Raw genomic sequence first — 22,806 nt, 5'->3', positions numbered from 1 at the left:
GTATATTAAGTTATATTATCTTTAAAATATTCGGATTTTGGAGGTTATTCCATGAAATTTCGTCGCAGTGGAAGGCTTGTTGATATGACTTATTACTTGCTACAACATCCACATGCACTTGTTCCCTTAACTTTTTTCTCTGATCAGTACCAATCAGCCAAGTCTTCAATCAGTGAAGATTTGACGATCATAAAGCAAACCTTTGAACAGCGGGGCATCGGTTCCCTTTTAACCGTGCCGGGCGCTGCCGGAGGAGTTAAATTTATTCCTAAAATCGGGGTAAGCGAAGCAAAAGAAATTATTTCTGAGCTTTGCACTCTTATGGCAAAACCTGAACGCCTGCTGCCTGGGGGATATTTATATTTAACAGATATACTTGGCAACCCGACGATCGTCAATCAAATTGGCCGTTTATTTGCATCTGTTTTCGCAGACCGGAAAATTGATATCGTCATGACTGTGGCAACAAAAGGAATTCCTGTTGCTTACGCAGTTGCAAATCAGCTGAACGTTCCGGTTGTCATTGTTAGAAAAGACAGTAAGGTGACAGAAGGGCCGACTGTCAGCATCAATTATGTATCAGGGTCATCCAAGAGAATTCAGACAATGGTTTTATCAAAAAGAAGTCTGAAGACAGGGTCAAATGTCCTGATTATTGACGACTTTATGAAAGCCGGCGGAACAATAAATGGAATGGTCAGCATGCTTGAAGAGTTTAATGCAAATCTCGCTGGAATCGGCGTGCTGGTTGAATCAGAAGGTGTAGAAGAACGCCTTGTTGATGAATACATATCTGTAGTGAAATTAACAGATGTAAATGTAAAAGATAAACAAATTGATGTCATGGACGGAAACTTCTTCCGCTTCTTAAACCAAGTAACATTATAGGGAGAGATTATGATGAGAAAAGTTGATACAAAAAAAGCTCCGGCAGCCATTGGACCATATTGTCAGGGAATGATTATTGACCGTTTATTCTTCAGTTCCGGTCAAATTCCGCTCACTCCTGAAGGTGAAATGGTAAATGGCTCAATAGAAGAACAGACACATCAGGTTTTTTCAAATTTAAAAGCTGTCCTTGAAGAAGCGGGTGCCTCTCTGCAGACTGTCGTAAAAGCAACCGTATTTTTAAAAGATATGAATACCTTCGCTGCATTTAACGTTGTGTATGGCGAATACTTCAGCGAACTTAAACCTGCCCGTTCATGTGTTGAAGTAGCCAGATTGCCTAAAGACGCTATGGTGGAAATTGAAGTTATTGCTTCTGTGGACTGATCATTTTTTTTGCAAGAATAATATTGTTTTTTTGGGGACCTGCAGGGATAACAGTCCAGCTTAATCTCATGAATGAACGTCAAAAACAAAGCAAAAATAAAAAATGTGCAAAATCACCTGATTTTTCAAAATATTTTTCCATTCTTGCAGGAAAAAGAAAAATTCCGTTGAATAACTTAACTAAAGTTTTTCATACAGGAAAAGGTGGTGAACAGAATGGAAGTAACTGACGTAAGATTACGCCGCGTAAACACCGAAGGCCGCATGAGAGCGATTGCATCAATTACGTTGGATCATGAGTTTGTTGTTCATGATATTCGTGTGATTGATGGTAACAATGGCCTTTTTGTAGCAATGCCAAGCAAACGCACTCCAGACGGAGAGTTTCGAGATATCGCACATCCTATTAATTCTGGAACTCGCGGGAAAATTCAAGAGGCCGTATTAGCCGAGTATCATCGTTTAGGTGAACTAGAAGTTGAATTTGAAGAAGCAGGCGCTTCTTGATCATATGAAGCACTTTAAAAGTCGGGTGGGACTTAGTCCTATTCGGCTTTTTTGTTTTTAACAGCCAAAACTAAGATTGCTGGTTAAAGAAGAAAAGAGCCTTACATATCATGACAATTTTATGAAAAATTATGTACTTTCATATGTTTTCTTGAAATAAGGGTCTATTTGAGATATATTTTTCTATGGATAAAAAGGTATATTGGAGGCCTAAATATGGATAACCGATACGCAGTAATTTTAGCTGCCGGACAAGGCACTAGAATGAAATCAAAGCTTTATAAAGTGCTGCATCCAGTAGGCGGCAAGCCAATGGTTCAGCATGTTGTTGATGAAGTTTCTAAATTAGATTTAAGCAAAATCGTTGCCATAGTGGGTCACGGAGCGGAAAAAGTACAAGATCAGCTAGGCGAAAGCGTCCTGTATGCTGTTCAAAGCGAACAGCTCGGAACGGCTCATGCTGTTATGCAGGCAGCAGCTCATTTAGAAGATCAAGACGGAACGACTATTGTTATCTGCGGAGACACTCCTTTAATAACAGCAGATACAATGGCATCTTTACTTTCTCATCATAAAGAAATAAATGCAAAAGCTACAATTCTTACAGCGAAAGCAGATGATCCTGCAGGCTACGGCCGTGTCGTCAGAAATACTGAAGGCCACGTTGAGAAAATTGTAGAGCACAAAGATTCAAATGTTGAAGAACTTTTGATCAAAGAGATCAATACCGGAACGTATTGCTTTGACAACCGTGCTCTTTTCGATGCACTGAAGAAAGTGTCAAATGACAATTCTCAAGGCGAATATTATCTCCCTGATGTGATTGAAATCCTAAAAACAAACAATGAAATCGTTTCTGCATTCCAGACGGCATCTTTTGAAGAGACGCTTGGAGTAAATGACAGAGTAGCTCTTGCGCAAGCTGAGCAGTATATGAAAAAGCGGGTAAACGCCTTTCATATGAAAAACGGGGTTTCCATTATTGATCCTGACAACACATACATCTCAAGTGATGCTAAAATTGGACGTGACACTGTGATTTACCCTGGCACAGTCATTTCAGGCAATACCGTTATTGGGGAAGATTCCATAATTGGACCTCATACTGAAGTGAAAGACTGCACGGTTGGAGATCGTACAACAATCCGCCAGTCTGTTGCACATGACAGTGAAATTGGCCATGATGTAAATATCGGGCCATTTGCGCACATCAGACCTGCATCGTCTATTGCAGATGAAGTGAAGATCGGCAATTTTGTCGAAATCAAGAAATCAGCAATGGGCAAAGCGAGCAAAGCTTCACACTTAAGCTATATCGGCGATGCTGAAGTCGGCGCAGATGTTAACCTTGGCTGCGGATCCATTACGGTCAATTATGACGGCAAGAATAAATTCCTTACTAAAATTGAGGATGGAGCTTTCATAGGCTGCAATTCAAACTTAATTGCACCGGTAACGGTTGGTCAAGGCGCGTATGTTGCTGCAGGTTCGACTATTACGGATGATGTACCTGGCAAGGCGCTTTCTATTGCGCGTGCAAGACAAGTCAATAAAGATGAGTATATGAAGTAAAGAAAAGCGAAGGCGCCTTGTTCTGTTCAGTGCAGGCATGGCAGGACCGTCCTGATCGAGGAATTAGGGCGCTTCAGCTGGACATCAATGCGCAAGATTAATTACTTCTCAATATTAATAAAACCTAGTGGAGGTCTCCTTTTAATATGTCTAATCGTTATGCAGATTCTAATTTAAAGATTTTTACATTAAATTCAAACACAGCTTTAGCTAAAGAGATTGCAGATGAAGTTGGTGTTGATTTAGGTAAATGTTCGGTAACTCGTTTCAGTGATGGGGAAGTTCAAATTAACATTGAAGAAAGTATCCGCGGCTGTGATGTATTCGTTATTCAATCAACGAGTGCTCCGGTTAATGAACACTTGATGGAAGTATTGATCATGATTGATGCGCTTAAGCGTGCATCTGCTAAGACAATCAATATTGTTATGCCTTACTATGGCTATGCACGCCAAGACCGCAAAGCACGCGCTCGTGAGCCGATTACGGCTAAGCTTGTTGCTAACTTGCTTGAAACGGCTGGCGCTGACCGCGTCATCACTCTTGATCTGCATGCTCCGCAAATTCAGGGATTCTTTGACATCTTAATTGACCATCTAATGGGTGTGCCGATTCTTTCAGAGTACTTCCTTGAAAAAGACTTGAAGGACATCGTCATTGTTTCGCCTGACCACGGCGGCGTAACGCGCGCCCGCAAACTTGCAGATCGTTTGAAAGCGCCGATTGCGATCATCGACAAACGCCGACCAAGACCAAATGTTGCTGAAGTTATGAACATTGTTGGTAACATTGAAGGCAAAACAGCTATATTAATTGATGATATTATTGATACAGCTGGAACGATTACACTTGCTGCTAACGCATTAGTAGAAAACGGAGCAACAGAAGTTTATGCTTGCTGTACACACCCTGTTTTATCAGGACCTGCGATTGAGCGTATTGAAAACTCAAATATTAAAGAATTAATCGTTACAAATTCTATTGCTTTGGGCGAAGAGAAGAAAATTGGCAAGCTGAAACAGCTGTCAGTTGCTCCACTAATTGGTGAAGCTATTATCCGCGTTCATGAAGAGCAATCTGTCAGCACACTTTTTGATTAATGCTTTTCCAGCACACCCTCATCGCCTTCGGGCTAAGAGGGTGTTTTTGTTGGGCTCTTTTCTTATATTTTGTTTAAATGTTTAAAACCATTGATAATGAAAAACAACAATCTATGCAAAAACAGCTTTTGTTTTAAATACGTGTTCGCAATCGTTTTATTAACTTTATATGAAAGTCAGCAGCCGAGACAAAACCATCCTTTTCTTAAGAAAAATGTTTAGACCCTGACAATAATGGGAATTAAATAAGACATAACTTATCGTTAGGAAGGTGTTTTGGATTATGACAACATTAAAAGTGCAAGAACGAACAGAATTTACAAACTCGGCTAGAAGAAAGGTCCGTGAACAGGGACAAGTTCCTGCTGTCATTTATGGTAAGTCAACTGATACAAAATCAATCTCCTTAGATAGTATCGAATTAATTAAAACGCTGCGTGAAGAAGGACGCAACGCGATTATAAAACTTGATTTAAATGGAAAGTCTCATTCGGTCATGCTTTATGAAATGCAGACTGACCCTCTTAAAAATGAAATTGTGCATGCTGATTTCCATGTCGTCAACCTTAAAGAAGACGTAGTGGTTGAGGTTCCGGTTACGCTGACAGGCGATGCAGCTGGCGTAAAAGACGGCGGAGTGCTTCAGCAGCCAATGTATCAGGCATCAATTACAGCTAAACCTGGTGATATCCCGCAATCCATTGAGGTGGATATTTCAGAGCTTGGCGTCAACGATACCCTGACAATTAAAGATGTGAAGGTTTCAGGCAAGTACACATTCAATCATGAAGAAGATGAAGTGGTTGCTTCTATCCTTCCTCCTCAGCAAGAAGAGGAAATTGACAGCGGCGAGCAGCAGGAATCTGGCGAGCCGGATAATGCTGAAGGCAGAGAGAACGAAGAAGGTTCCTCAGAAGACGAAAAACAATCATAATTTGCAGAACGTAGCCATTTAATGGCTGCGTTTTTTATGGTATTGTTTAAATAGAGAAAAAAGATACTAAACTTAGGGTGATGATTATGATTGGGGTAACTCTGCTCCACTCCGCATCATCCTTTTTGAACATAACCCGAGGGAGTATGGCCAAGGCGGACACCCTTAAGCACAGCCATACCACTTCTAGAATAAAGGCAGGTACGAGAATGAAACTATTCATTGGACTTGGGAATCCAGGGAAGCAATATGAGGATACGCGGCACAATGTCGGATTTATGGCGATTGACGAACTTTCAAAGCGGTTGAACATCCCTCTTGATCGTTCAAAGTTTAACGGAATCTTTGGAATCGGTCATGTTTCTGGCGAGAAAATCATATTATTAAAACCACTTACATATATGAACCTCTCAGGTGAGTGCATCAGACCATTGATGGACTATTATGAAATTGAGGATAAAGACATCGCTGTCATTTACGATGATCTTGATTTGCCGGCTGGAAAAGTGCGTCTGAGAACAAAGGGCAGTGCAGGCGGACATAATGGAATCAAATCAATGATCCAGCATTTAAACACACAGGAATTTAACCGTGTCCGCATTGGAATCGACCGTCCATCTGGCGGCATGAGCGTTTCAAATTATGTTTTGGGCTCTTTTGGAAAAGAAGAACAGCCGAGCATAAAAGACGCAATCTCATTATCTGCAGATGCATGTGAAAGCTTTATTAAAGAGCCTTTTTTACAGGTGATGAACAAATATAACTGAAGAGTATAAGCGGACTCCTGAAGGTTCATACTAGAGTTAAAAACCTTTTCAGGAGGGGCTTTTCAATGGCGCTACACTATAAATGCCGTCATTGCGGCGTAGAAGTTGGAACAATTGACAGCGTTTCAGTTTACAGCGAACAACTGGGATTTCATCACCTGTCGCAGGAAGAGAGACAAGAAATGATATCATATGAGTCGAATGGCGATATACTTGTAAAAACCATTTGCGAGGATTGTCAGGAAGCATTAGAGCGAAATCCTGACTATCATCAGCTGCAGCGTTTTATTCAATAGGGGAAGCTTTGGTGACGAAAGGAACCAAGGCATTTTTCCGTTAAATCCAGTAACTGGGCTTATGGTGCAGGTGCTAGTTTTTGCTCCTGTCGAGCCATTAATAGAGAGATCGACATCCGCCTTTCTATCACTAACAAAAGGGGAGGTTTTAGCCTTTGCAAAGTTTGCAGCATTACTTTTATGATAATGACGATTTTCAGACAATTATTGAAGGAGTTCAAGGAGGCTTGAAAGAACAGCTCGTAGCAGGCTTATCCGGCTCTGCAAGGTCTGTTTTCACGTCTTCACTCTATCAGCATTCAAATAAACCGATTTTAATGATTACTCATAATTTGTTTCAGGCCCAAAAGATCTATGAAGATCTGGTCAACCTTGTCGGTGATCAGGTTCTGCTGTATCCGGTGAACGAATTAATTGCATCGGAACTTGCTGTAGCAAGTCCGGAGTTAAAAGCACAGAGAATGGAAGTGCTGAATCAACTATCACAAGATAAAAAAAGAATTATCGTTGCTCCGGTCGCAGCACTCAGAAGATTTTTGCCGCCTAAGGAAGCATGGCTTGAAAATCAGTTTCACTTAAAGCTTGGACAAGATTTGGATCTTGAAAAAACAATGGCATCTTTGATTACGATGGGGTATGAAAGAGCCGGAATGGTTTCAGCTCCTGGAGAGTTCAGTTTAAGAGGCGGGATTATGGATATCTATCCTCTTACAGAAGAATATCCGATCCGGATTGAACTGTTTGATACCGAGATTGATTCAATCCGCTCCTTTAACAGTGAGGACCAGCGTTCGATTGTTAAGCTTAAAGAAGTTCATATCGGTCCAGCTGAAGAACTTGTTGTGGATCAAAGCAAAATCAATAAATGCATACAAAAGCTGGAAAACGGATTAGCCTACAGCTTGAAGCGTCTTAAGGATGAAAAGCAAAAAGAGATTCTGGCAGAAAATATCGGGTATGAGCTTGAACAACTAAGGAACGGCCAGTTTAATCAGGAAATGTTTAAATATCTTTCATACTTCTATGAGAAGCCTGCTAGTTTACTAGATTATTTTCATGAGCAGACAATCGTTGTCATGGATGAAGTCAGCCGAATTCAGGAAATGTACGAAAATCTTGAAAAAGAAGAGGCTGACTGGTACACTAGCCTGCTTGAGCACGGGAAAATTGTAAATGATGTGCAGATGTCACATAAATATGCAGATGTTCTCACGAAAACAAAACATCCGCTTGTCTATTTATCCTTATTTTTACGTCATGTTCCGCACACAAGTCCTCAGAATATCCTGAATGTATCTTGTAAGCAGATGCAAAACTTTCATGGGCAGATGCACGTATTGAAAAGTGAAATTGATAGATGGAAAAAAGCGAAATTCTCGGTAGTTTTCCTTGGCGCAACAGAAGAGAGAGTCAAAAAGCTTGAAGGCGTGCTTGCTGATTATGACATCACAGCTGCTTTTTTGAAGAAAAATGAAGCGCCCAAGCTTGGCAATCTCTACCTTATGGAAGGCGATCTGCAAACGGGATTTGAACTCCCTTTGCAGAAGCTTGCCGTTATTACAGAGGAAGAACTCTTTAAAAAGAGAGTGAAAAAGCAGCCGAAAAGCCAAAAAATATCAAATGCAGAGAGAATTAAGAGCTATTCAGAACTGCAAGTCGGAGATCATGTTGTTCATGTAAATCACGGAATCGGTAAATACTTAGGGATTGAAACCCTTGTGATTAACGGCGTCCACAAAGACTATCTGCATATCCGCTATCATGGCAGCGACAAGCTGTATGTTCCGGTTGAACAAATTGACCTCATCCAGAAGTATGTCGGTTCAGAAGGGAAAGAACCGAAGATCTACAAGCTTGGCGGCAGTGACTGGAAGCGGGTAAAGAAGAAGGTTGAATCATCTGTTCAGGATATAGCGGATGACTTAATTAAGCTGTATGCTGAGCGGGAAGCAAGTGTAGGCTACGGGTTTTCGCCTGATGGTGAAATGCAGCGTGAGTTTGAATCCGTCTTTCCTTATCAGGAAACAGAGGATCAGCTGCGCTCCATTCATGAAATCAAGCTTGATATGGAACGGGAACGTCCTATGGACCGGCTTCTTTGCGGTGATGTGGGCTATGGTAAAACGGAGGTTGCAATTCGCGCTGCTTTTAAAGCGGTTGCCGATGGAAAACAAGTTGCACTCCTGGTTCCGACGACCATCCTTGCACAGCAGCATTTTGAAACAGTGAGAGAAAGGTTTCAAGATTATCCAATTAATATAGGCTTGTTAAGTCGTTTTAGATCAAGAAAAGAAATGAACGAAACAGTAAAAGGCCTGAAAAATGGCACGGTTGATATGGTTATCGGTACACACCGTCTCTTATCTAAAGATGTTACGTACAAAGAGCTTGGCCTCTTGATTATCGATGAAGAGCAGCGCTTTGGTGTTACGCATAAAGAGAAAATTAAACAAATGAAGGCAAATATTGATGTCCTGACTTTAACAGCTACCCCTATTCCGCGTACGCTGCATATGTCGATGCTTGGGGTCCGCGATTTGTCTGTTATCGAAACGCCGCCTGAGAACCGGTTCCCTGTTCAGACATATGTCGTTGAATATAATGGGGGCTTCGTCCGTGAAGCCATTGAAAGAGAACTTGCAAGGGGCGGCCAAGTCTACTTTTTATACAACCGCGTTGACGATATTGACCGCAAAGCGGATGAAATTTCTATGCTTGTACCTGATGCACGTGTAACATACGCCCACGGCAAAATGTCCGAAAATGAACTTGAATCAGCGATGCTTAATTTCCTTGATGGGCAATTTGATGTGCTTGTCAGTACGACCATCATTGAAACAGGCGTCGATATTCCAAATGTGAATACCCTTATCGTTCATGATGCAGATAAGATGGGCCTCTCTCAGCTTTATCAGCTAAGAGGACGTGTCGGGCGCTCCAGCCGAATTGCGTATGCTTACTTCACGTACCGAAAAGACAAAGTATTGACTGAAGTGGCAGAAAAACGTCTGCAGGCAATAAAAGAATTTACTGAGCTTGGTTCTGGCTTTAAAATTGCGATGCGCGATCTTTCTATCCGCGGAGCAGGAAATCTGCTTGGTGCCCAGCAGCATGGATTCATTGATTCTGTTGGTTTCGATCTTTACTCTCAAATGCTGAAGGAAGCAATTGAGGAGCGGAGAGAAGACGGGCCGAAAGAAAAGCCATTCCAAGTGGAAATTGATCTTGAAGTGGATGCATACCTGCCTGAAGAGTACATTTCAGACGGCAGACAGAAAATCGATATCTATAAACGATTCAGAGCTGTTGCTTCCTTAGCTGATTTAGAAGAGCTGCAGGAAGAAATCGTCGACAGATTCGGGGATTATCCGGCAGAGGTAGGATACCTTCTGCAGATTGCGAAGCTTAAAGTTTTTGCTGTCCAAGAGAAGGTTGATATGATCAAACAAGATAAAGATACGGTTGCTCTTTTCGTCAGTGAAGATGCGAGCAGACTGGTTGACGGGCAGAAGCTGTTTGAACTGAGCAATAAGTACGGCAGAGCTGTCGGTCTCGGAATGGATGGAAAAAGACTGAAAATCACCATTCAAATAAAAGGCGTTAATACAGAAAAATGGCTGAATATTGCTTCAGAGCTCCTAAATGGATTAGGATCCGTAAAAAAAGAAGAGATTTCAGCAAACTGAGTTTAATACCTGTTTTTTTTGTCTAAGCTGAAAAGAAAATACTGCCTATTCAAGAAAATTCCGCTGTGATTGTGTATATTGCGTGTTTTAGTGAAGAATACTATTTCTAAGCAATGATGGTTGTGGCATAAAAAGCTCACTTTTAGCTTGCGCCAACAATCATCGAGTACACAATCATCAAGTGAAAGTGAGGCAGCATTAGATGAAAGCAACTGGTATAGTACGTCGTATTGATGATTTAGGCCGTGTGGTGATACCGAAGGAAATACGCAGGACCCTGCGCATTCGAGAAGGAGATCCGCTTGAAATCTTCGTCGACCGGGACGGAGAAGTAATATTGAAAAAGTATTCACCAATCAGTGAGCTTGGCGATTTTGCAAAAGAATATGCCGATGCTCTATATGACAGTCTTGGACATCCCGTGCTGATATGTGACCGTGACACATACATAGCAGTTTCAGGCGGCTCCAAAAAGGAATACATGAATAAAAATATTAGCGATCAGGTTGAAAAAGCAATGGAAGAACGCAGCTCTGTGCTGAACACAGAAGGCGGGAATATCCAATTGATAGATGGAACAAGCGAAGAGCTTAAATCCTTCACAGTTGGACCGATTGTTGCTAACGGAGATCCTATCGGTGCTGTTGTGATCTTTTCAAAGGATCAGGCTGTCGGTGAAGTCGAGCATAAAGCAGTAGAAACTGCAGCTGGATTTTTGGCGCGTCAAATGGAACAGTAGTCATTATTCATATCGTTTTACCAGGCAGCGATTTTTTGCTGCCTTTTCCTGTTGAATGCAGATAGAGCGGATTGCATATTGTGATATAATAGGCACGTTCAGCTTAAAATCGGAAGGGGAATTGGGCGATGGACGTCCGTTCTGATACATCAGCAAATCTCTTCCTGCAAGGTGCCTTTGTATTGACACTTGCGGGCCTTATCATAAAGATCATGAGCGCTGCTTACAGGGTGCCTTATCAAAATATTGTCGGAGACATCGGATTTTACATATATCAGCAGGTTTATCCTTTTTACGCGATTGCTATTATGCTTGCTACAACCGGATTTCCGGTCATTATTTCAAAATTAATCATTGAATTTGGAGATAAAGGAAACAACTCTTCTCTTTTTTCTATCCTGAGGATTTCCTTTTTGTTCTTAATTTCCATTTGTGCTTTGTTCTTTTTATGCCTCTTTTTAGGCGCAGGGTACATTTCAGAAATCATGGGCGATGCTGAGCTTGCCCCGCTGCTTAAGATTATTTCATTCTCTTTTCTTTTGCTTCCCTTTATATCTCTTGCAAGGGGTTATTTTCAAGGGTTTGATAATATGATGCCTACCGCTCTCTCCCAAGTAACAGAACAAGGAATCAGAGTTGTGACGATTCTTCTCTTTTCATATATTCTGATTCAAAATGGCTACTCTCTGTATGAGGCGGGAGAAGGAGCGTTATTCGGCTCTTTGACAGGTGGTATTGCAGCAGCAGCAGTATTATCCGTGTTTTTGGCCAAGGATAAAAGAAGACCTCCTTTGTTTCAAACAGGGAAATCATCGATTCGCGCAAAAACAATTATTAAGTATTTATTAATCAATACAATAACCATTTGCATGACAAGCTTAATGCTGATTTTTATCCAAATGATCGATGCCATGCAGCTCTATTCGGCGCTCCGCTCTAACGGAATCGAAATGTCAGCAGCCAAGGCTCTAAAAGGGATATATGACAGAGGACAGCCTTTGATTCAGATAGGAACAGTGGTTGCAACATCCTTTTCCTTATCATTAGTTCCGCTTATATCATATGCGAAAAAGAATCATGAAGATGGCGTGATTGCAGATAAAATAACGAGTTCCATGAAAATCTGCACGGTGATTGGAACAGGGGCGGCGGCAGGGCTGATCGTGATTATGGAGCCGACAAACATCATGCTGTTCCGGGATGCATCAGGAACAAGTGTACTTAGTATTTTAGGCATATCCGTTTTGTTTACATCCTATGCCCTAACTCTGTCTGCTATCTTACAGGGCCTAAGCTTCACCTTTTTCCCTGCAGCAGCAGTCGTAATTGGATGCGCGGTTAAACTCGGTTTAAACATTCTTTTGGTTCCGTCGATGAATACGGAGGGAGCAGCTATTGCTACCGTTGTAGCATATGCAGTGATCAGCCTTTTGAATGCCTGGTATTTAAAAACGAAAGGGTACATGCTCATCAGCTGGAAGGATATGCTGAAAACAGCATCCGCTGCAGGTCTGATGCTTGCGTTACTTTCTCTATATATGTCTGTCTTTGATCAATATTGGGATGACCTTAACCGAATGGCGGCTACAATCGGATCATTATCAGGTGCTTCAGCAGGAGCGGTTATCTATCTATTGGCCATTTTAAAACTTTCTATTTTTACGAAAAACGAACTCGCTGCATTTCCGGGCGGAAAGAAGCTTGAGAAGTTTTTAAAATAAATGAAACGGGGTATGGAATGATGGTGAAAAAGATTACAGTAGTAGGACTTGGGGGCTCGGATGCCAGTCATTTGCCGCTTGGAGTTTATCGAACACTTACATCAGCCTCCCACTTGTTTTTAAGAACAAAAGAACATCCGGTTGTGGATGAACTGCGGGCAGAACTGCCGGATTACAGAACATTTGATCACCTCTACGAAGAGAATGATCAATTCGGCGATGTTTACGCTAAAATTGAACTGGAGCTATACAAGGAAGCGGAAGATAAAGAGATTATCTACGCTGTTCCTGGACATCCCCTTGTTGCAGAGCAGACGGTTCAATTGCTGCTTCAAAATGGAGGACAGAGAGGCTATGAGATTTATATAGCAGGAGGCCAAAGCTTTTTAGATGCTACATTTACCGCGCTTCAAATCGACCCGATTGACGGGTTTCAAATGGTAGACGGTCTGACGATGAAGAGAGAGCAGTTACATTACAGGCAGCATCTGATTATTTGCCAGGTGTATGATCAAATGGTTGCTTCCGAAGTGAAACTGACGCTGATGGAAGATTTGCCTGATGACTATGAGGTTCAGATTGTTACAGCGGCCGGAAGCAGCCAGCAAAAGATTGTAAAGGTGCCTCTCTTTGAGCTTGACCGGGTTACATCTGTTAACAACTTAACAAGTGTATACGTGCCTCCAGCAGAGGATGAGAGCATTCTGAATCACCAATTTGCAGCACTGCGCTCGGTGATTGCGGAGCTTCGAGGACCTAACGGGTGCCCGTGGGATCTGAAGCAGACCCATCAATCTCTCAAAAAGTATTTAATTGAAGAATGCTATGAGTTGATTGAAGCCATTGATGAAGCCGATGATGAACATGTGGTTGAAGAGCTTGGAGATGTTCTCCTTCAGGTCATGCTTCATTCTCAAATTGGCTCAGACGCTGGCCTGTTTTCAATTGATGATGTCATCAGAACATTAACAGAAAAAATGATCCGCAGACATCCGCACGTTTTTTCAACAGCTGTTGTAAGCGGTTCGGACGAAGTACTGTCAAACTGGCAGGAGATAAAGCGTGCAGAAAAGGGATCAGATGAAAAAGAGTCCCTCTTGAAGTCGATTGCCGGCTCGCTCCCTGCATTGTCTAAGGCTTACCATATACAAAAGAAGGCAGCTAAAGTCGGCTTTGACTGGGATCATGCTGAGTCAGCATGGGAAAAGGTTCAGGAAGAAATGCAGGAGTTCAAGGCTGAAACAGCGGAAAAACGCGCTGATCAAACGAAAATCCTTGCAGAGTTTGGGGACATCCTCTTTGCACTGGTCAACATTGGCAGATTTTACGATGTAGAGCCTGAGGAAGCCTTATCGGCAACCAATCATAAATTTAAAAGACGATTTGAATATATAGAGAAAAAAGCAGATGAGCTTAATCAAAACCTGGAAGAGATGTCTCTTGAAGAAATGGATTCTTACTGGAATGAAGCAAAAAGCAAAGGGCTATAAAGGGGTGCTGAAAAGATGAGACTAGATAAATTTTTAAAGGTTTCAAGACTGATCAAAAGACGGACACTTGCAAAGGAAGTGTCTGATCAAGGAAGAATTACGGTAAACGGTACAGTTGCAAAAGCAAGTTCTATTGTCAAATTGGGTGATGAACTTGCGATTCGATTCGGGCAAAAGCGCATTACGGTAAAAATTGAAAACCTGCAGGATTCATCTAAAAAAGAGGATGCAGCAGGCATGTATTCCCTTGTAAAAGAAGAAAAGATCAGCGAAGAATAGAATTTGATATCATACGGGGGCTTGTTCTATTTCGCATTCTCGGCTCATAGAAATAGGTAAGAATATTTCTTAGAAGAATGCGGGGGTTGGCAATGAATCAATATTATGATAATCAATCACAGCCTAAGGGAACGATCCAAGAGCATGATGTTATTATGAGAGGCCGTAAACTGCTTGATATTACAGGCGTAACACATGTGGAAAGCTTTGATAATGAAGAGTTTCTGCTTGAAACGGTGATGGGTGCTCTTGCCATCCGCGGTGAGAATCTCCAAATGAAAAATTTGGACGTTGATAAAGGGATCGTCTCGATAAAAGGGAGAATTTTCGATCTCGTCTATCTCGATGAGCATCAGACGGAGAAAGCTAAAGGACTCTTTAGCAAGTTGTTTAAATGACGCTCTCCACTCAATTCCTGACGATGCTTTCCATGGTTTGTTCAGGCTGTTTTATTGGCGCTTCTCTTGATACTTACGGCCGCTTTCTAATGCGGCCGAGAAGAGCCAAATGGGTCGTTTTCATAAATGACATCTTATTTTGGCTCGTTCAGGGCCTCCTTTTATTTTATGTTCTCCTGAACGTGAATGAAGGAGAATTCCGCGTCTACATTCTGCTTGCCCTGCTGTGCGGATATGCAGCTTATCAGAGCTTGATCAAGGGCATTTACTTAGCGCTTCTCGAATTCATCATTAAGTGTGCAGTCGGTATTTATAAGACGGTGCTGAAGATGGGGAACTTCTTTTTGGTGAAGCCCATTATTGGCATTTTTAATTTGTTGACAGCGATTATAAGCGGACTTGTCATTTTTTTATGGAACTTGTTAAAATGGATGTCAAGAGTGATTTTTCTTATTGCAAAGGTACTGTTATCTCCCGTTTTTTGGATCTTAAAAGGATTGTGGAAATTGATTCCTTTGTCCATCAGAAACTTTTTTTACAGGTTTTTCAAGAAAACAGCAGGATTTTATGAGAAAATCAAGAATAAGAGTGGTAACTTATGGATTTCGTGGAAAAAGAAGAAATAAAGGAGGCTAATGAATGAGTCTCGCTAAAGATCGGAAAATTACGCAGCTTCAATCACAATACATGCAGCAGCAGGAGCGGAAAGATCAGATATTAAAAAGGCGCAAACGAGGATTGATCAGGCGGCTTACATTATTTGGATTGATTGCGGCGGTAACTTCTGTTATCGTATTAACGACTCTCATATCTCAATCAAGTGCCATTAATGAGAAGGTTCATCAAAAAAAAGAACTTAAAACTCAATTAACGGAGCTTCAAAAAGATGAAAAGGTATTAGAGGAAGAAATCGTAAAGTTGAATGATGATGAGTATATTGCTAAAATTGCTCGTCGGGACTATTTTTTATCTGAAGACAACGAGATTATCTTCACGTTGCCAAACAAAGATAAAGAGTAGTGTTGTTGACACTTGATTTTTGGATTATGTATAATTAAATAAATGAGTTTTTTATGTTTATTAAGGAGGAGCATTTTTTTTATGTCGATAGAAGTTGGCAGCAAGTTACAAGGTAAGGTAACGGGCATTACAAATTTCGGAGCGTTCGTAGAGCTTTCGGGTGGCACTACAGGACTCGTCCACATCAGTGAAGTTGCTGATAATTATGTGAAAGATATTAACGATCACTTAAAAGTCGGTGACGAGGTAACCGTTAAAGTCATCAATGTAGAGAAAGACGGAAAAATTGGCCTGTCAATTAAAAAGGCAATTGATCGTCCTGAGCGCCCAGAACGTTCAGAACGCCCGAATCGCTCAGACCGTCCAAACCGCTCAGATCGTCCAAGAGGCAGAACGAACACAAATGAATTCCGCCCTAAGGAGAATTTCGAGCAAAAGATGAGCAGGTTCTTAAAAGACAGTGAGGATCGCTTATCATCACTTAAACGCAATACAGAATCAAAGCGCGGCGGTCGCGGAGCAAGAAGAGGTTAACTTGCTGCTATCTGATATAAATGCTGAAACGGCAGAGAAAGTACATGCGAATGTGCTTTCTTTTTTTATGGGTTCTTTTCATAAAGTAAAGATGCTGGAGGCTGGCTGAACTGAATGTTTGGGACTGTTTTTAAGGCAAAGCCGCATTTCTTTATCGGATCAAAATAAGTGAATGATTTCAAAAATAGTCCTTATTTATTCCGACAATGTTTACTGAATATTTCAACTTTCTATTTTTTGTTGACGAAAGTCGAAATCCTTTGTATTATATATCTTGTGCCTAATAACATTTGGCAGTTAAAATGGCGGTGTAGCTCAGCTGGCTAGAGCGTACGGTTCATACCCGTGAGGTCGTGGGTTCGACTCCCTCCGCCGCTACCATTTTTTCCGGCCCGTTGGTCAAGCGGTTAAGACACCGCCCTTTCACGGCGGTAACACGGGTTCGAATCCCGTACGGGTCATCACTGTAAAAACCCTGATTTTCCTTAATGGAAAATCAGGGTTTTTTTGTTCTTCTTTATAAGAATAAAAAGCTTTTTCGGGCATTTTGTCGCTATTCAAAAAAACAGTCGAACGTTTTTTGGGATGAGCTTCCTTCTTTTGACAAAATCTTTTTTTTGCCTTCGATATAATAACCACAACATTAAAAAGTGGGGGAATGAAAATATGGAAAAGGTAGAAAGAAGGGTTATAGAGCCCATGACGGAAGTGAATCTTGAGAGGACACATCAATGGTTTAATCGTTCTGTTCATCGTTTGGGAACAAGAATGCAGCTGCTCTTTTTGCATAAAGGCCTCCTTTATGTGATGATCGGCTTTCTTCTGGGAAGGGCGCTTATTTTAACGGAAGTACTTCCATTTGCACTGCCGTTCTTTGGCGCTGTCCTTTTAATGAAAAAAGATAAAGCGCTATTCTCCTCGCTTGCCCTGATCTCAGGAGCTGTCACCATATCGTGGCAGACCTCCCTATTTGTCACAGCCTCTATTCTTATCTTTCTGATCATGAAAAAAGTAATCTCTCTATTCTATAAAGATAAAATGAAAGCATTGCCGTTTGTTGTTTTCCTCTCGATGATGGTGACTAGAATCGGTTACTTCTATTTGGAGGGTTCACTCACGCTGTACGATTATATGATGGCGGGAGTTGAGTCAGGACTTGCGTTTATCCTGACACTGATCTTTATGCAAAGCCTGCCTCTTATATCTGCCAGAAAGTACAAGCAGTCTCTTAAAATAGAAGAAATCATCTGCATTATGATTCTGCTTGCTTCCGTGCTGACCGGTTTTGTCGGAGTCACTTACCAGGAACTGCAGGCAGAACATATTTTATCGAGATATATCGTGCTTCTGTTTGCTTTTATTGGAGGATCCAGCATTGGGTGTACAGTCGGCGTTGTAACCGGATTAATCCTGAGTCTCGCCAATGTCGGCAATCTCTATCAAATGAGTCTCCTTGCCTTCTCGGGCCTGCTTGGAGGTCTCTTAAAAGAAGGGCAGAAATTTGGGGCAGCCATAGGTCTGTTAATCGGCTCTCTGCTTATTTCACTTTACGGTGAAGGGTCAAAAGACCTGATGATAAACTTATCAGAATCTCTCATTGCCATTGGGTTATTTCTATTAACACCAAAGGCAATTACAAATAAATTGGCCAAGCATATTCCAGGAACAAACGAACATACACAAGAACAGCAGCAGTATGTAAGAAAAATCAGGGATGTAACAGCACATCGGGTAGATCAATTCTCTCAAGTATTCCATGCCCTTTCAGAAAGCTTTGTCACATTCTATGAAAAAAGTGAAGAGTCAGAAGATCAAAGGGGTACCGACTTGTTTTTAAGCACGATAACAGAAAAAACCTGTCAGACCTGTTTCAAAAAAGAAAGGTGCTGGGTGCAGAACTTTGATACAACCTATGATTTTATGAAGACAATTATGCATGAAAGCAAACAGAATACGTATCATAGCAATCGGAAATTAAAAAAGGAATTTGAGAGATATTGCTCAAAACCAAAGAAAGTAGAGGAGGCTATTGATCAGGAAATCAACTATTATGACGCGAATGAAAAGTTAAAAGAGCAGGTGCAGGAGAGCAGAAGGCTTGTAGCGGAACAGCTGATGGGCGTTTCGCAGGTCATGGAGGATTTTGCAAAGGAAATAAAACGGGAGAGGGAAAACCATTTTGTTCAGGAGGAACAAATTCTTGAAGCGCTCCAAAGCTTTGGGATTGAAATCGGCCATGTGGATATTTACAGCCTGGAACAGGGGAACGTTGATATCGAGATGAGCATTCCATTTTGCAATGGACACGGTGAGTGCGAGAAGATTATCGCACCAATGCTCTCTGATATTCTGGAAGAGTCAGTAATCGTGAAACATGAAGAATGCTCGAGCTATCCGAACGGATACTGTCACGTGTCCTTTGGTTCTTCGAGAACATATAGGGTTGATTCCGGTGTAGCTCATGCTGCAAAAGGAGGAGGTCTTGTTTCAGGAGACAGTTATTCAACGATTGAACTTGGCTTTGGAAAGTATGCGATTGCGATCAGCGACGGAATGGGGAATGGGGTGAGGGCCCACTTCGAGAGTAATGAGACGATCAAGCTGCTTCAAAAGATTCTGCAGTCCGGAATTGAGGAAAAAGTAGCGATCAAGACAATTAATTCCATATTATCTTTAAGAACCACAGATGAAATCTTTTCAACGCTTGATCTCGCTATTGTGGATCTGCAGGATGCAACCTGCAAGTTTTTAAAGATTGGATCGACTCCAAGCTTCATTAAACGCGGCGATCAAATTATGAAAATTCAAGCGAGCAATCTGCCGATGGGAATCATCGATGAATTTGATGTCGATGTGGTTGGTGAGCAGCTGAAGGCCGGAGACCTTCTGATTATGATGAGCGACGGCATCTTTGAGGGGCCGAAGCATGTGGAGAATCATGATTTATGGATGAAGAGAAAAATTAAGGAGTTAGAGACGATGGACCCTCAGGAGGTTGCAGATTTAATAATGGAGGAGGTTATCCGGACAAGAGCAGGCAAGATTGAAGATGATATGACAGTTGTTGTAGCCAAAATCGATCATAATACCCCTAAATGGGCTTCTATACCGACGTCCAAGCACTATAAAAAACAGAATGTGATGTAGAAGAAGCACCCTTTATACAAGTCCCTTCTAAAGTATAAAACTCTTATTTCCTGGCGAGGATGGTAGTACATTATTTCCTTGGTGATAAGAGGATGAAAATATTAGGAGGGGCTAAACTAAAATGAATAAAGGGAAGTTAAAACAAATTCTGCTTATAACAGACGGCTGCTCAAATCACGGCGAAGATCCAATAGCGATGGCGGCTCTTGCGAAAGAACAAGGAATTTCAGTGAACGTGATCGGAATTGTAGAAGAAAATGTAATTGATCAGGAAGCAATCGATGAGATTGAAGGAATTGCTATGTCGGGCGGAGGCGTAAGCCAGATTGTCTATGCCCATCAGCTTTCTCAAACGGTGCAAATGGTGACAAGACAAGCGATGACTCAGACTCTGCAAGGCGTGGTCAATTCTGAACTTCAGCAAATCCTCGGGAAGAAAGTGACGATGGAGGAGCTTTCTCCTGAAAAACGGGGAGAGGTGATGGAAGTAGTCGATGAGCTTGGCGAAACGATCGGCATGGAGATTTTAATTTTAGTAGATATGAGCGGAAGCATGAAGCCAAAGCTGCCAACTGTAAAAGAATCACTTTTGGATTTATCCATCAGTCTGAATTCGAGAATAGGGGAAAATCAATTTTCCGTGTCAGTATTTCCTGGGAAAAAGGAAGAGGTTGAAACCATTTTAGAATGGACACCGAAACTTGAATCTCTTTCCTCTATTTTTCCTAAACTTACTACAGGCGGCATTACACCGACCGGCCCGGCTATTCGTGACGGCATCCACTCATTTAAGAAAAAGCGTTCTTTAAGGAGTTTGCTCTCAGATGATGAACAATACTTCAATGAATCAAACATGTAAAGCTGCACCAGGCACCATTATCAAGGGAAAGTGGCATCATCAGCAATACCGGATCGTGAAAGCTCTTGGCCAGGGTGCTACAGGGATTGTCTATTTAGCAGAGGGGAAAAATGGTCTTTCAGCTCTCAAAGTCAGTGAGAACAGCATGTCCATTACTTCTGAAGTGAATGTCCTTAAACACTTTTCAAAGGTCCAGGGGAATTCCCTTGGACCTGCTTTAATTGATGTAGATGATTGGGTGAATCCCAGGACTCGAACGCAAGTTCCTTTTTATGTTATGGAGTATATTAAGGGAAAGCAATATCTTGATTTTATCGGGAACAATGGACATGAGTGGATTGGTGTTTTAACGATTCAGCTCCTCTCGAATCTGCAGGAGCTTCATCAGGCAGGCTGGGTTTTCGGCGACTTGAAGCCGGAGAATCTGATTGTTGCTGACAGGCCTGTTCGGCTCAGGTTTATAGATGTTGGAGGAACAACGCTTCAGGGGAGATCGATAAAAGAGTTCACCGATTATTTTGACAGAGGGTACTGGGGACTTGGGACCCGTAAAGCGGATCCTGAGTATGATCTGTTTGCAGCCGCTATGATCGTAATTAATTCTGTATACCCTAAACGATTTAAAAAGCAGGGAGACGGATACGGTCAGCTGGATGCTGTTATTCAGTCAAATCCATATCTGCGCCAGCATTCTGCCGTTTTAAAAAATGCCATCTTGGGAAAATACAAATATGCTTCTGAAATGAAACAGGATTTTCTGCAGTCTCTTTATCCAAAACCGAGCAGAAAGCCCTCTGCTTCAGTCAATCAGCCCGCTCAGAACCAGCAACAGAAAACTACGCGCGTGCAGGTTAAAAAGAAGAGCAGAGTAAGCGGATGGGCCGAAACGGTCCTGATTATTGCTGCCTTATGTATTATCTATTCGTTCTATGTATATCACTATCTCATGTAAATTTGATAAATATGTGAACGGGGGACTTCTTTTTTGCAGACGCCAAAGTATGCGTGATAGTATGAATGTTAGAATGTACCGTTCTCAGACTGTTGCGTTTTAGGAAAAACTTATTAAATTCAGCTATAAAAGAGGAATGCCATGCTAGAACGTTTCCGGACTTTTCTTAATGTAAACGATATAAAAGATGCCACCGTTGTAATTGGGGTTTCAGGCGGTCCTGATTCTCTCGCCCTTCTTCATCTATTTATGAGGTTTCAGCAATCCTTACGTCTTTCAATCATTGCTGCTCATGTGGATCATATGTTTAGAGGTTCACAATCAGAAGAAGAAATGGAATTTGTTAAGCACTATTGCCGCTCAAATGGAATTCTATGTGAAGCTGTTCAGCTCAACGTTCCTGATTTCGCGCGCAAGCACCCGGAAATGAGTGCTCAGAATGCAGCCAGAGAGTGCCGCTACTCTTTCTACAGCAAGGTAATGGAGAAACATGATGGAGCGTTTTTGGCTTTAGGGCATCATGGCGATGATCAGGTTGAAACCATTTTGATGAGAATGACAAGAGGAGGACTTGGTGCTTCAATTGCCGGAATTCCTGAAATCCGTGAGTTTAACAGTGGTAAAATCATTCGTCCGTTCTTATCCTTTACTAAAGATCAAATTCTTGCGTACTGTCTTGAACACGGGCTGTCTCCGCGTTTTGATCCAAGCAACGAGAAGCAGGACTATACAAGAAATCGCTTCCGCAAACATGTTTTGCCGTTTCTTAAGGAAGAAAACCCTAAGGTTCATGAGAGATTTCAGTTTTTCAGCAGAACATTTAGAGAAGATGAGCAGTTCTTACAGGAATTAACGATAGAAAAATTGAATACAGTATTGAAAAGGAAAGAAAAGAACGAAATTGAACTGAATATTGAAATGTTTAAAACCCTGCCTATGCCTTTACAAAGAAGAGGTATTCAACTAATATTAAACTATCTTTACGAAGATATTCCATCTTCCCTTTCTTCTATACATATAGAGAGTCTTCAGTCCTTACTCTCGCAAAAACATCCTTCCGGTTCACTTGATTACCCCGACGGTCTAAAAGTAATCAAATCTTATCAAACGTGTTTGTTTACTTTTGAACAAAACACAGACCAGTCATATGAGATGCAGGTGCAGATACCTTCTCGCACAGCCCTCCCAAACGGGTATATCATAACTTGTGAAATTTCGGACAGGAGTCCTGATGTTCTGTCAGGGAACCATGTGTTCGTCATGCCATATTCTTCTTTGAACAAGCCCTTGCTTATCCGCACAAGAAGGCAGGGTGATAAAATCAAACTGAAAGGCATGAACGGTACGAAAAAAGTAAAAGATATATTTATTGATGCTAAAGTACCGATCAATAAGAGAAACAGCTGGCCTGTTTTAGAAGATGGCAGCGGTAATATCCTTTGGCTTCCCGGCCTTAAGAAATCTTCCTTTGAAGAATACGGGTTAACCGAGGGTGATTGTATTGTACTGGAATATAAAGAGCAATGATTT

The 22,806-nt window shown here is 41.6% G+C and carries 22 protein-coding genes and 2 tRNA genes; all 24 read left to right on the top strand.

Annotation, left to right across the window (positions count from 1 at the left end; all coding sequences use genetic code 11):
- Positions 1–51 precede the first annotated feature (51 nt).
- The 24 genes from purR (at position 52) to tilS (ending at position 22,803) form a co-directional block, all read left to right on the top strand.
- The gene (gene purR / locus E2R53_RS22250) at positions 52–888 is read left to right on the top strand and encodes a pur operon repressor (protein ID WP_133313845.1); all 837 of its coding nucleotides are present in this window, start codon (positions 52–54) and stop codon (positions 886–888) included.
- Positions 889–897: 9 nt separating this feature from the next.
- A complete protein-coding gene (locus tag E2R53_RS22245) occupies positions 898–1,275 on the top strand; it encodes a RidA family protein (RefSeq protein WP_133313844.1) in 378 nt (125 codons plus the stop codon).
- A gap of 68 nt (positions 1,276–1,343) precedes the next feature.
- On the top strand, positions 1,344–1,505 hold the full coding sequence (locus tag E2R53_RS23430; protein WP_165971070.1) for a hypothetical protein: 162 nt from the start codon (positions 1,344–1,346) through the stop codon (positions 1,503–1,505).
- A complete protein-coding gene (gene spoVG / locus E2R53_RS22240; protein WP_070877647.1) occupies positions 1,492–1,782 on the top strand; it encodes a septation regulator SpoVG in 291 nt (96 codons plus the stop codon). The genes E2R53_RS23430 and spoVG overlap by 14 nt, the downstream gene beginning before the upstream one ends.
- A gap of 216 nt (positions 1,783–1,998) precedes the next feature.
- Positions 1,999–3,354: a bifunctional UDP-N-acetylglucosamine diphosphorylase/glucosamine-1-phosphate N-acetyltransferase GlmU gene (glmU, locus tag E2R53_RS22235; protein WP_133313843.1), complete on the top strand. Its 1,356-nt coding sequence runs from the start codon at positions 1,999–2,001 to the stop codon at positions 3,352–3,354.
- 146 nt (positions 3,355–3,500) lie between these two features.
- Positions 3,501–4,454: a ribose-phosphate diphosphokinase gene (locus tag E2R53_RS22230; protein WP_133313842.1), complete on the top strand. Its 954-nt coding sequence runs from the start codon at positions 3,501–3,503 to the stop codon at positions 4,452–4,454.
- A gap of 283 nt (positions 4,455–4,737) precedes the next feature.
- Positions 4,738–5,388 (top strand): 50S ribosomal protein L25/general stress protein Ctc, encoded by a 651-nt coding sequence (locus E2R53_RS22225; RefSeq protein ID WP_133313841.1) that lies wholly within the window; start codon positions 4,738–4,740, stop codon positions 5,386–5,388.
- Between the two features lie 209 nt (positions 5,389–5,597).
- Positions 5,598–6,155: an aminoacyl-tRNA hydrolase gene (gene pth, locus E2R53_RS22220; protein WP_070877651.1), complete on the top strand. Its 558-nt coding sequence runs from the start codon at positions 5,598–5,600 to the stop codon at positions 6,153–6,155.
- 65 nt (positions 6,156–6,220) lie between these two features.
- Entirely contained in the window at positions 6,221–6,451 is a 231-nt protein-coding gene (locus tag E2R53_RS22215) for an anti-sigma-F factor Fin family protein (protein ID WP_070877652.1), read from the top strand.
- 155 nt (positions 6,452–6,606) lie between these two features.
- The gene (gene mfd, locus E2R53_RS22210) at positions 6,607–10,137 is read left to right on the top strand and encodes a transcription-repair coupling factor (RefSeq protein WP_133313840.1); all 3,531 of its coding nucleotides are present in this window, start codon (positions 6,607–6,609) and stop codon (positions 10,135–10,137) included.
- Positions 10,138–10,339: 202 nt separating this feature from the next.
- The gene (gene spoVT, locus E2R53_RS22205) at positions 10,340–10,876 is read left to right on the top strand and encodes a stage V sporulation protein T (protein ID WP_133313839.1); all 537 of its coding nucleotides are present in this window, start codon (positions 10,340–10,342) and stop codon (positions 10,874–10,876) included.
- 128 nt (positions 10,877–11,004) lie between these two features.
- Positions 11,005–12,597 (top strand): putative polysaccharide biosynthesis protein, encoded by a 1,593-nt coding sequence (locus E2R53_RS22200; protein WP_133313838.1) that lies wholly within the window; start codon positions 11,005–11,007, stop codon positions 12,595–12,597.
- Positions 12,598–12,617: 20 nt separating this feature from the next.
- Entirely contained in the window at positions 12,618–14,087 is a 1,470-nt protein-coding gene (gene mazG / locus E2R53_RS22195; protein WP_133313861.1) for a nucleoside triphosphate pyrophosphohydrolase, read from the top strand.
- A gap of 15 nt (positions 14,088–14,102) precedes the next feature.
- Positions 14,103–14,366 carry an RNA-binding S4 domain-containing protein gene (locus E2R53_RS22190; protein WP_070877657.1) on the top strand — a complete coding sequence of 88 codons (264 nt, stop codon included), beginning with the start codon at positions 14,103–14,105 and terminating at the stop codon, positions 14,364–14,366.
- A 92-nt stretch (positions 14,367–14,458) separates the two neighbouring features.
- Positions 14,459–14,764 carry a sporulation protein YabP gene (gene yabP, locus E2R53_RS22185; RefSeq protein ID WP_070877658.1) on the top strand — a complete coding sequence of 102 codons (306 nt, stop codon included), beginning with the start codon at positions 14,459–14,461 and terminating at the stop codon, positions 14,762–14,764.
- Positions 14,761–15,390, top strand: coding sequence for a spore cortex biosynthesis protein YabQ (gene yabQ, locus E2R53_RS22180; protein WP_133313837.1), 630 nt, complete (start codon positions 14,761–14,763; stop codon positions 15,388–15,390). The genes yabP and yabQ overlap by 4 nt, the downstream gene beginning before the upstream one ends.
- A 13-nt stretch (positions 15,391–15,403) precedes the next feature.
- Positions 15,404–15,784 carry an FtsB family cell division protein gene (locus E2R53_RS22175; RefSeq protein WP_133313836.1) on the top strand — a complete coding sequence of 127 codons (381 nt, stop codon included), beginning with the start codon at positions 15,404–15,406 and terminating at the stop codon, positions 15,782–15,784.
- Positions 15,785–15,865: 81 nt separating this feature from the next.
- Positions 15,866–16,318 carry a S1 domain-containing RNA-binding protein gene (locus E2R53_RS22170; RefSeq protein WP_070877661.1) on the top strand — a complete coding sequence of 151 codons (453 nt, stop codon included), beginning with the start codon at positions 15,866–15,868 and terminating at the stop codon, positions 16,316–16,318.
- 304 nt (positions 16,319–16,622) lie between these two features.
- Positions 16,623–16,699 (top strand) — tRNA-Met (locus tag E2R53_RS22165).
- A gap of 8 nt (positions 16,700–16,707) precedes the next feature.
- A tRNA-Glu gene (locus E2R53_RS22160) sits at positions 16,708–16,779 on the top strand.
- Positions 16,780–16,984: 205 nt separating this feature from the next.
- On the top strand, positions 16,985–19,465 hold the full coding sequence (spoIIE, locus tag E2R53_RS22155) for a stage II sporulation protein E (protein ID WP_133313835.1): 2,481 nt from the start codon (positions 16,985–16,987) through the stop codon (positions 19,463–19,465).
- Between the two features lie 121 nt (positions 19,466–19,586).
- Positions 19,587–20,324, top strand: coding sequence for a VWA domain-containing protein (locus E2R53_RS22150; RefSeq protein ID WP_133313834.1), 738 nt, complete (start codon positions 19,587–19,589; stop codon positions 20,322–20,324).
- Entirely contained in the window at positions 20,290–21,276 is a 987-nt protein-coding gene (locus tag E2R53_RS22145; protein WP_133313833.1) for a protein kinase domain-containing protein, read from the top strand. Before E2R53_RS22150 ends, E2R53_RS22145 begins: the two co-directional genes overlap by 35 nt.
- A gap of 141 nt (positions 21,277–21,417) precedes the next feature.
- Positions 21,418–22,803: a tRNA lysidine(34) synthetase TilS gene (gene tilS, locus E2R53_RS22140; protein ID WP_133313832.1), complete on the top strand. Its 1,386-nt coding sequence runs from the start codon at positions 21,418–21,420 to the stop codon at positions 22,801–22,803.
- Positions 22,804–22,806 lie beyond the last annotated feature (3 nt).

The organism is Peribacillus frigoritolerans (genome assembly GCF_004358755.1).
In the GTDB taxonomy this organism is placed as follows: domain Bacteria; phylum Bacillota; class Bacilli; order Bacillales; family Bacillaceae; genus Bacillus_P.
Note: the sequence above shows the minus strand (reverse complement) of the source record. Positions and strands in the feature narration are given on the sequence as shown.